Origin of the sequence: Fretibacterium fastidiosum (assembly GCF_000210715.1) — a bacterium.
Classification (GTDB): Bacteria; Synergistota; Synergistia; order Synergistales; family Aminobacteriaceae; genus Fretibacterium; species Fretibacterium fastidiosum.
Map to the genome: position 1 here is coordinate 1,840,081 of NC_021038.1, position 8,667 is coordinate 1,848,747.

The following is an 8,667-nucleotide window of genomic DNA, read 5'->3' on the forward strand; positions in this document are numbered from 1 at the left end:
CTCCTTCATCGGCCTCGGCATCCAGCCGCCGAACCCGGAGTGGGGCGCGATGCTGTCCGGCGGGCGCCAGTACATCCGCGACTTCCCCCACATGACGCTCTACCCCGGCCTGGCGATCATGTTCACAATCCTTGCGCTGAACTTCCTTGGTGACGGCCTGCGCGATGCGCTTGACCCGAAGCTGAAGCGCTGACGGGGCGGAGGTGCGACTATGACAACGACGAACGAGAAGAACGAACGGGACCTCATGCTGGACGTCCGCGACCTCACCATCCACTACGAGACGGACAGCGGCGTGGTCCACGCGGTGGAGGGACTGAACCTGCAGCTGGGGCGCGGCGAGTCCCTCGGCTTCGTGGGCGAGACGGGCGCGGGCAAGACCACCACGGCGCTGGGCATCATGCGCCTGATCCCGAACCCGCCCGGAAGGATCAAGAGCGGCGAGATCCTGTTCGAGGGCGAGAACCTGCTGAGCAAGAGCGAGGCCGAGATGCGCCACATCCGCGGCGCGAAGATCGCCATGATCTTCCAGGACCCCATGACGAGCCTCAACCCCGTGATGACGGTGGACAAGCAGATCGCGGAGATGATCCGGCTGCACCGCCGGGTGAGCGAGGCTGAGGCCCTGTCCCAGGCCGGAGACATGCTGGAGCTGGTGGGGATCCGCCGGGAGCGCATGCACGACTACCCGCACCAGTTTTCGGGGGGCATGAAGCAGCGCGTGGTCATCGCCATCGCGCTGGCCTGCGACCCGACGCTCCTGATCGCGGACGAGCCGACGACGGCGCTGGACGTGACGATTCAGGCCCAGGTGCTGGAGCTGATGAAGCAGCTGAAGCAGAAGTTCGCCGCCTCCATGATCCTCATCACCCACGACCTCGGCATCGTGGCGGACATCTGCGACAAGGTGGCCATCATGTACGCGGGCCGGGTGGTGGAGTACGCGGACAAGCGCGCGCTCTACGCGACCCCGCTGCACCCCTACACCATCGGGCTCTTCAACTCCGTGCCGGACATCGACGAGGACATCGACGAGCTGCCCGTCATCCCCGGCCTGATGCCGGACCCCATGGCCCTGCCCACGGGCTGCACGTTCCACCCCCGCTGCTCCATGGCGGAGGAGAGCTGTTCCGCAGTCCGGCCGCAGATGCAGGAGCTGGAGCCGGGGCACTTCGTGGCCTGCCCCGTGCGGGCCCGCATGATGGGCTGCCAGGCGGCAGGGAGGTGAGAGCGATGACGGACAACAACAAGCCTTACATCAAGGTGGAACACCTGAAGAAGTACTTCAGCACCAAGCGGGGGATGCTGCACGCGGTGGACGACGTGAGCTTCGAGATCCAGCGCGGCGAGACCCTGGGGCTGGTGGGGGAGTCCGGCTGCGGCAAGTCCACGCTGGGCCGCTGCCTCATCCGCCTTTTGGACAGCACCTCCGGCAGCGTCATGCTTCAGAACCCGGAGGACGGGAGCTGCATCGACGTGACGAAGGTGGACGCGGCCACGATGAAGGACCTGCGCAAGCGCGTGCAGATCGTCTTTCAGGACCCCTACTCCTGCCTGAACCCGCGCCTCTCCGTCTGGGAGCTCATCGCGGAGCCGCTGATGGTGAACCGCGTCTACAGCGACAAGGCCGCCATGCGCAAGCGCATCCGCGAGCTGATGAGCACGGTGGGGCTGGCGGAGAGGCTGGAGAACAGCTACCCCCACGAGCTGGACGGCGGCCGCCGTCAACGGATCGGCATCGCCCGCTCCCTGGCCCTGAACCCGGAGTTCATCGTGCTGGACGAGCCGGTGTCGGCCCTGGACGTCTGCATTCAGGCCCAGGTGCTGAACCTGCTGAACGAGCTGCAGAAGGAGTTCAACTACACCTACGTCTTCATCTCGCACAACCTGAGCGTGGTGAAGCACGTGTCGGACCGCATCGCCGTGATGTACCTGGGACAGATCGCGGAGCTTTCGGAGTACCGCGAGCTCTTCAAGAACCCGATGCACCCCTACACGCAGGCGCTGCTCTCCGCGATCCCCCTGGCGAAGCTGGACGTGAACCGCGAGCGCATCATCCTGGAGGGGGACGTGCCCAGCCCCATCGAGCCGCCGGACTCCTGCCGCTTCATGGGGCGCTGCCGCTACCGCCAGGACGTGTGCGCCAAGGGGACCCCGCCCCTGACGGAGTACGCGCCGGGGCACTTCGTGGCCTGCCATTTCGCCGGGAAACTGGCCGAGGGCCGTTGAACGTTCCCGATGGACCGAAAGCGGGCCGCAGCGACGCGGCCCGCCGCCTGTATGAGGAGGTTTCTCTCTTGTATTCTACGCTTGAACACTTTTTGAAGTACGTGACCTACGACACGCAGTCGAAGGAGGACTCCGGGGTCGTGCCCAGCACGCCGGGGCAGATGGTCCTGGCAAAGGAGATGGAGCGGGAGCTGCGGGAGCGGGGGCTGAAGGACGTGACCCTGACGCCGAACGCCTACGTGACCGTCACGCTGCCGGGCAACGCGAAGGGGAAGGTGCCGGCCATCGGGTTCATCGCCCACATGGACACGGCGACGGAGGCGTCCGGAAAGGACGTCAAGGCCCGCGTCGTGAAGGGCTACGACGGCGGCGATGTCGTGCTGAACGAGGCCCTGAAGGTGGTCCTGTCGCCGCGGGACTTCCCCTTCATGAAGGACTACGTGGGGCAGGACCTGGTGGTGACGGATGGGACGACGCTCCTGGGGGCGGACAACAAGGCCGGCATGGCGGAGATCATGGGGGCCGTCGATTGGCTCCTGGAGCACCCGGAGTTCGAGCACGGGGACGTGAAGGTGGCCTTCACGCCGGACGAGGAAGTGGGGGAGCTGGCGAAGGGGCTGGACATCGAGAAGTTCGGCGCGGACTTCGCCTACACCCTGGACGGCGGCCCCATCGGCGAGCTGTGCTACGAGAACTTCAACGCGGCGGGAGCCGTGGTGACGATCGAGGGCCGGGCGGTGCACCCCGGCACGGCAAAGGGGCTGATGCTGAACGCCATCATGATGGGGCACGAGCTCCTCTCCCTCTTCCCCGCCAGCGAGACGCCGGCGACGACGTCGGGGTACGAGGGCTTCTTCCACTGCACAAGCTTTGAGGGCACGACGGAGAAGGCCGTCCTGCGCTTCATCATCCGGGACCACGACGCGAAGAAGTTCGAGGAGCGCAAGCGCTTCGTGGAGAGGGCCGTGAGCTGGCTGCGGGACAAGTACGGCGCGGAGAGGGTTCGGCTCGACCTGCACGACCAGTACCGCAACATGGCGGACAAACTCGCGACGCGCATGGAGGTCGTGGACCTGGCCCTCGACGCGATGAAGGAGCTGGACGTCAAGACCTTCATCATCCCCATGCGCGGCGGCACGGACGGCGCGGCGCTCTCCTGGCGCGGGCTTTTGACGCCGAACCTCTTCACCGGCGGCCACAACTACCACGGCCGCTTCGAGTTCATCCCCGTCCAGGTGATGGAGAAGGCCACGGCGATGGTGCTGAAGATCCTGGAGCTCAGCGTGAGGCGCGCGGGCTGACGCGCTTTCGGCGGACGTACTCAGGCCCTGCCCCGGCAGGGCCGTTTTTTGTGCCGCGGCGTCGACTCGTTGACGATTTGCGTTTAGCGCGGCGATGCGGGGCCGTCTAATACCAATTTGCGTCTAAAGGGCAAGAAAGGCCCCCCTGCAAGGGGGGCTGCCCCGAAGGGGAGGGGTGTTTTTCATAAGACGCGAGACGCGCCTGTCTGACATTCTCCGCCAACGCCTCCACAAGGCAATCCATTGCCTTGCTTCGGCACAGCCGACCGACCGCCGCAATCCTCCCGAAAGATCGGCTTGCGTGAGGCCGGTCGTCGTGTCGTCTGGCTGAACCCCTCCGCCGCCCTTGGCGACACCTCCCCTTTCAGGGGAGGCAATCCATATTAAACGCGAATTGGTATGAGGTCCTGCCGCAGGGAAAGGGTTAGGGTTTTCGCCCCTCACACAACAGGACCACGGAACCCCCGAAAGGAAGGGAGATATTGGGTATCCAGAACGATTCTGCCGAGAAGATGGTGTATAGCAATTCATTGAGTTTAAACGGAGGAACGCTCGTCTCGAGCTGGACGGTTCTTGCCCCGCCCATAAGACGTCCTGCAATGCGCGACACCGCCATGAAAGGGAACAATAAGGAGTTGATGTAGCCTGTGTATGAAACCGTATAACCCTGTTGCACGCAGAGGGCCCGAAGTTTGGGGCGCGTGTATCGGCGGTAGTGCCCCAGATCCCTGTCGTGGGGGCCGAACATCCATTGATAAGCGGGGACCGTCAGCAACAGCTTCCCATCAGGTCGTATGAGCTTTTTGAGGACGGACAGCGCTTCTCCGTCGTGCTCGATATGTTCTAGGACGTCAAAGAGGCAGACGAGGTCAAATTGCCTTCCCCGTACAGCCTCCAAACCATCGGGAAGCCAACCTTTTGCGATGGAAACGCCTGGAAGGGGAGGGATTACCTTGCGTGCGTAATCGTCAAGCTCGAGCCCCACGACGTTTCCAAAACGGGCAAGCATGGGCAAGTTACTTCCCGTCCCGCAACCTATCTCAAGAATATCGCAGGGCTCTCCGGTAAAAACCCTTTTCTCGATAATCTTGTTCAATATCCTCCTCTTGCCCTTAAACCACCAATGTGTGTCCTGAGTTTCCAGCATCTTTTCAAAGGCCCTGTGCTGCATCCCCTTATCCTCCTTTTCTGCAATAGACCTCGCGCACCACGTAGACGGGCCTTTTCTTGCTCTCCATGTAGGCCCTGCCGAGGTACTCGCCCAGGATACCGATGCCCAGCAGCTGAAGACCTCCGAAGAAGAGGATCAGACAGAGCAGCGAGGCGTAACCCGGCACCTCGATTCCCCAGATCAGGGTCCGCAGGACGATGTAGAGGCCGTAAGCAAAGGCGCCGAACGCCGTGAGGCTTCCGAGGTAGAACCACACGGTCAGGGGGAAGGTGCTGAAGGAGGTGATGCCCTCGACGGCAAGCTTCCAAAGCCGCCAGCCGTTGAACTTCGTCTTACCGGCAGCGCGGGGCTTCCGGACGTAATCGACGATGCAGGTCTTGAACCCGACCCAGGCAAAGAGCCCCTTCATGAAGCGGTGCGTCTCCCGGAGGCCCCCCAGGGCGTCCACCACCCTGCGGTCCATCAGCCGGAAGTCCCCCACGTTTTCGGGCAGCTCCGGTTGGGATATCCTGTTGTGAACCTTGTAGAACATTCGGGCGGTCACCCGCTTCAGCCATGAATCCGAGGAACGGTTGGAACGATGAGCCAGGACGACCTCGTACCCCTCGCGCCACTTTTCAAGCATGACGCCGATCAGCTCCGGCGGGTCCTGAAGGTCGGCGTCGATCGGCACCACCGCGTCGCCCGTAGAGTGATCCAGCGCCGCCGTCAGGGCGGCTTCCTTGCCGAAGTTTCGGGAGAGGTCAACCACCTTGACGCGCTCATCCGCCTCCGCCTGTTCCCTGAGGAGGTCGAGCGTCCCGTCGCGGCTGCCGTCGTTGACGCAGACGATCTCGAAGTCCTGCCCGATTCCTTCCATGACGGAGGTAATCCGTTCAAAGAACAGGGGAAGGACCGCCTCCTCGTTATAGCAGGGACAGAGGAGCGAGATCATTGCTTCCTCGTCCCTGCCGGGGGAAGCGAGGCGTACAGTTTTTTGGGTTTTCCGATAGTTTGCGGGGTATTCAGAACCTTAATAAAAAAGCGTTCTCCCTTGACCTTGTGCGTTTCCATCGTCGCGACACCCCTCAGTCCCTGCCCAGGCAGGGGCGCAGGGCTCTTTTAGTTGCCGGCTCATGACCATGAACTGGTGCGGAGGAGGGGACTTGAACCCCTACGCCCGAAGGCGCCAGATCCTAAGTCTGGTGCGTCTGCCGTTTCGCCACCTCCGCTACGGAACCTCCGTTGTCCCCCCTGGCGGGGGATAACGACACTGCCGCCCTGTCTGAAGCGGCAGGCCGGCTCAGAGTATTGTAGCACACGGACGACCGGTTCAGTAGGACGGCACGTAGGGCAGGGCGTCCGTCATCAGGGTGTCCTTCAGGATGAAGCGGCGGTCGCGTACCTCCGCGATGTAGACCTGGCGGCTGACGGGACGGTGCAGCGACGGGGTGACGTCGAGGGTCTGGGCGCCGAAGGGGATGCCGCGAACCCGGCCCAGCGCGGTGAGCAGCGCGTCCCGGTCCAGCCGGTCCACGGGCTGGGGCAGGGCCCTGATCCCCCTCGTCAGCCACTCCGCCAGCGCGTTGGCGCGGCCTGCGGGCACCAGGTCCTTGACCTGCATGGCGCGCGTGTCCCACAGCTGCCGCTTCAGGGTGCTGAAGCCGCCCCGCTCGGACAGGAACAGGTTCTGGTCCGCGAAGAGCATCCCCTTGCAGGAGAGGTAGAGCGGCTCCGGCGCGGCGCAGTTCCAGAGCTGCCATGGGGTCTCGGTGCGCATGAACCCCCGCCACATCTCCCGCGCTCCCATGCCTCCGATGAAGGCGATCAGCACGCCGTTGGAGACGCTCCGAATCTCCTGCGCCACCATGGAGAAGCTGTCGCTCACCGAGGCGTCCATCCAGAAGGGCATGGGCATGAAGCCCGCCAGGTCCAGAAGGGAATAGGCGATCTTCGCCTCGCGCTCCTGATCGACGGTAAACCGGCTGGCCGCCAGGGCCACGTGGGCTTTGCGGTGGAGCGTCTGCGCGGCGAAGTTGGCGAAGGCGGCGCAGCGGTAGTCCCGGAACATGTCGAGCGCGAAGACGTTCGGCAGGGGCCGGCCGTCCTTGTCGATGAGGAGCTCCTCGCCTCCCGCCAGGAGGAGCGGCACCTTCTGGCCCCCCAGGCGCTGGATCAGCCCGCGGTCCACCTCCGGGACGGCAAAGCTCATCACCGCCGCGGTCCGCTCGTCGAGGGGCAGCCGCACGTCCGAGGCCTCGCCCGCCTCGGCCACGGGGACGAAGTGGACGTCGTGTCCGCCGATGCCCCTGCCGCTGTCCGCGATGTTGGCCTCATGCCACGCCAGCACCGTCAGGATCGACCTTCCCGCCTCGGTCTCCCAGCCGCCCTGAGGCGGAACCACGAAGACGGTCCACATCCAGTTCGGGGACTCCGCCGCAGGTGCCCTCTCCGGAGCGACGGCGCCGAACAGCGCGAGCCATAGCGTCGCCATGAGGATCAAGGCCTTTTTGTCCCGCATCTTCAGCAGCTCTCCCTTCAAAAATTATGAAAAGTCATAAAGAGAAGCGCGTTGGAGCGAAGCGCGTGCTGCTCTCTCTGCGCCGTTTTTATTATAGTGTAAGACCGCCGTTTGAGCGAGTTCCCCGGCCGTCGGGGCGATTTGGCAATAAAAAAGCGGCGGGCCCTGAGGTTCAGGGCCCGCCGCTTTGTGCGTGAGGAGGTGTCCTTATTTCTTTGTGGCGGCAACCTTCGCCAGTTGCTGAATGACGTCCTGCGTGATGTCCGTGCCGCCGATGAGGACGATGGACTTGTTGAGGACGAGGGTCAGGTTCTGCTTTGCGGCAACGTCCCGTGCGGCCTGCTGGCACTCGCGATAGATGGGGTCCATGAGCGCCTGCTGCTCCTTGACGAGCTCCATGCGCTTCTGCTGGATGATCTGGGCCTTTTTGGCCTGATCGCTCTCCTTGTCCGCAGCCGCCTTGGCCTCGTTCTCCTTCTGGCGCGAGAGGTTGGCCGCCTGCTGCCTCGCGTTCGCCATGCCGGGGTGCTTGTTGACGACCTCGTCGATGTCGATGACGCCCACGCCCTCGACGGGCACGGTGGCAGCGGGCTTCTGAGCCGCGAAGGACACGGACCCGACGGCCAGCACGAAGAGGAGCATCGCCGCGCACAGGAACGAAGACTTTTTCAAGATCATAGAAAAATCCCTCCTAAAATCTAGAGAACACAGGCCTCCGCGAACGGACGTCCCGTTTGAGATGACGGGGCCATTCTAGCATCCGGCCTGCGGAAGGGCAAACGTCAGGATTACGCATATTCGGCTCGCGCTTCGGGCGCTCCCGCCTCACGCATCGTCGGGTCCAAGGTATTCGCCGTCCTGCACGACGATGAGTTCAAGGTCGATGCAGCCGCAGTTCTCGAGGCCGTGGGGGACGTTTCTGGGGATGAAGAGCTCCATGCCCTCGCAGAGAAAGCTCTCCGTACCATCGAGGGTAGCCCTGGCCGTCCCGCGGAGGACGATCCAACGCTCGGTGCTGTGGCGGTGGGTTTGGAGGGGGACGGACCTGCCGGGCATCACGACGCTGCGCTTGACCCGGTGCCGCTCGTCCTCGTGCAGCACGCGGTAGTTCCCCCAGGGGCGGCTGCTCTCCGAGATCTGGCTGACCTCGCGCCGTCCGCGGCCCTTCAGCTCCTTCACGACGGCGCGCACCTCCTGGGAGGCCCCCCGTCGAGTGACGAAGAGCGCGTCCGGCGAGTCCACCACCACCAGGTCCTCCACGCCGTTCAGCACCGTCAGCCGGCTGCGGGAGTCCACGAGGCAGTTTCGCGCGCCCCGCAGCGTCACGTCCCCCACGACGGCGTTGTCCTGATCGTCGCGCTCCAGCACGTCGTGCAGGGCGTCCCAGGACCCCACGTCGGACCACCCCGCGTCCAGGGGCGTCACCGCCACGCGCCCCGCCCGCTCCATGACGGCGCAGTCAAAGG

At 64.3% G+C, this 8,667-nt stretch carries 8 protein-coding genes, 1 tRNA gene and 1 pseudogene; 4 read left to right on the forward strand and 6 right to left on the reverse strand.

Annotated elements, in window-relative coordinates; translation table 11 throughout:
• From SY1_RS08570 to pepT, 4 genes and pseudogenes are all read left to right on the forward strand, one after another.
• A pseudogene (locus SY1_RS08570) lies at positions 1–193 on the forward strand (ABC transporter permease); the annotation flags it as partial.
• 18 nt (positions 194–211) lie between these two features.
• The gene (locus SY1_RS08575) at positions 212–1,228 is read left to right on the forward strand and encodes an ABC transporter ATP-binding protein (RefSeq protein WP_015556786.1); all 1,017 of its coding nucleotides are present in this window, start codon (positions 212–214) and stop codon (positions 1,226–1,228) included.
• Positions 1,229–1,233: 5 nt separating this feature from the next.
• A complete protein-coding gene (locus tag SY1_RS08580) occupies positions 1,234–2,229 on the forward strand; it encodes an ABC transporter ATP-binding protein (protein WP_015556787.1) in 996 nt (331 codons plus the stop codon).
• Between the two features lie 68 nt (positions 2,230–2,297).
• Complete coding sequence (pepT, locus tag SY1_RS08585; protein ID WP_208873457.1) at positions 2,298–3,530, forward strand: peptidase T; 1,233 nt, start codon at positions 2,298–2,300, stop codon at positions 3,528–3,530.
• A 424-nt stretch (positions 3,531–3,954) separates the two neighbouring features.
• Here pepT and SY1_RS08590 read toward each other — a convergent pair whose 3' ends face one another.
• The 6 genes from SY1_RS08590 to SY1_RS08615 form a co-directional block, all read right to left on the reverse strand.
• Complete coding sequence (locus tag SY1_RS08590; protein ID WP_015556788.1) at positions 3,955–4,701, reverse strand: class I SAM-dependent methyltransferase; 747 nt, start codon at positions 4,699–4,701, stop codon at positions 3,955–3,957.
• A gap of 4 nt (positions 4,702–4,705) precedes the next feature.
• Positions 4,706–5,635: a glycosyltransferase family 2 protein gene (locus tag SY1_RS08595; protein WP_015556789.1), complete on the reverse strand. Its 930-nt coding sequence runs from the start codon at positions 5,633–5,635 to the stop codon at positions 4,706–4,708.
• A gap of 193 nt (positions 5,636–5,828) precedes the next feature.
• Positions 5,829–5,912: transfer RNA gene (locus tag SY1_RS08600), tRNA-Leu, on the reverse strand.
• A 101-nt stretch (positions 5,913–6,013) separates the two neighbouring features.
• The gene (locus SY1_RS08605) at positions 6,014–7,222 is read right to left on the reverse strand and encodes a hypothetical protein (RefSeq protein WP_208873459.1); all 1,209 of its coding nucleotides are present in this window, start codon (positions 7,220–7,222) and stop codon (positions 6,014–6,016) included.
• 186 nt (positions 7,223–7,408) lie between these two features.
• A complete protein-coding gene (locus SY1_RS08610) occupies positions 7,409–7,879 on the reverse strand; it encodes an OmpH/Skp family outer membrane protein (RefSeq protein ID WP_015556791.1) in 471 nt (156 codons plus the stop codon).
• Between the two features lie 147 nt (positions 7,880–8,026).
• Positions 8,027–8,667, reverse strand: a 641-nt coding sequence (locus SY1_RS08615) for a cupin domain-containing protein (RefSeq protein WP_208873461.1), incomplete at its 5' end; no start/stop codon positions are given.

Excerpts from the sequence above, each read along its gene's own strand:
- SY1_RS08575 (WP_015556786.1), top strand. The coding sequence starts at position 212 with ATGACAACGACGAACGAGAAGAACGAACGGGACCTCATGCTGGACGTC.
- SY1_RS08580 (WP_015556787.1), top strand. The coding sequence starts at position 1,234 with ATGACGGACAACAACAAGCCTTACATCAAGGTGGAACACCTGAAGAAG.
- SY1_RS08590 (WP_015556788.1), bottom strand. The coding sequence starts at position 4,701 with ATGCAGCACAGGGCCTTTGAAAAGATGCTGGAAACTCAGGACACACAT.
- SY1_RS08595 (WP_015556789.1), bottom strand. The coding sequence starts at position 5,635 with ATGATCTCGCTCCTCTGTCCCTGCTATAACGAGGAGGCGGTCCTTCCC.
- SY1_RS08610 (WP_015556791.1), bottom strand. The coding sequence starts at position 7,879 with ATGATCTTGAAAAAGTCTTCGTTCCTGTGCGCGGCGATGCTCCTCTTC.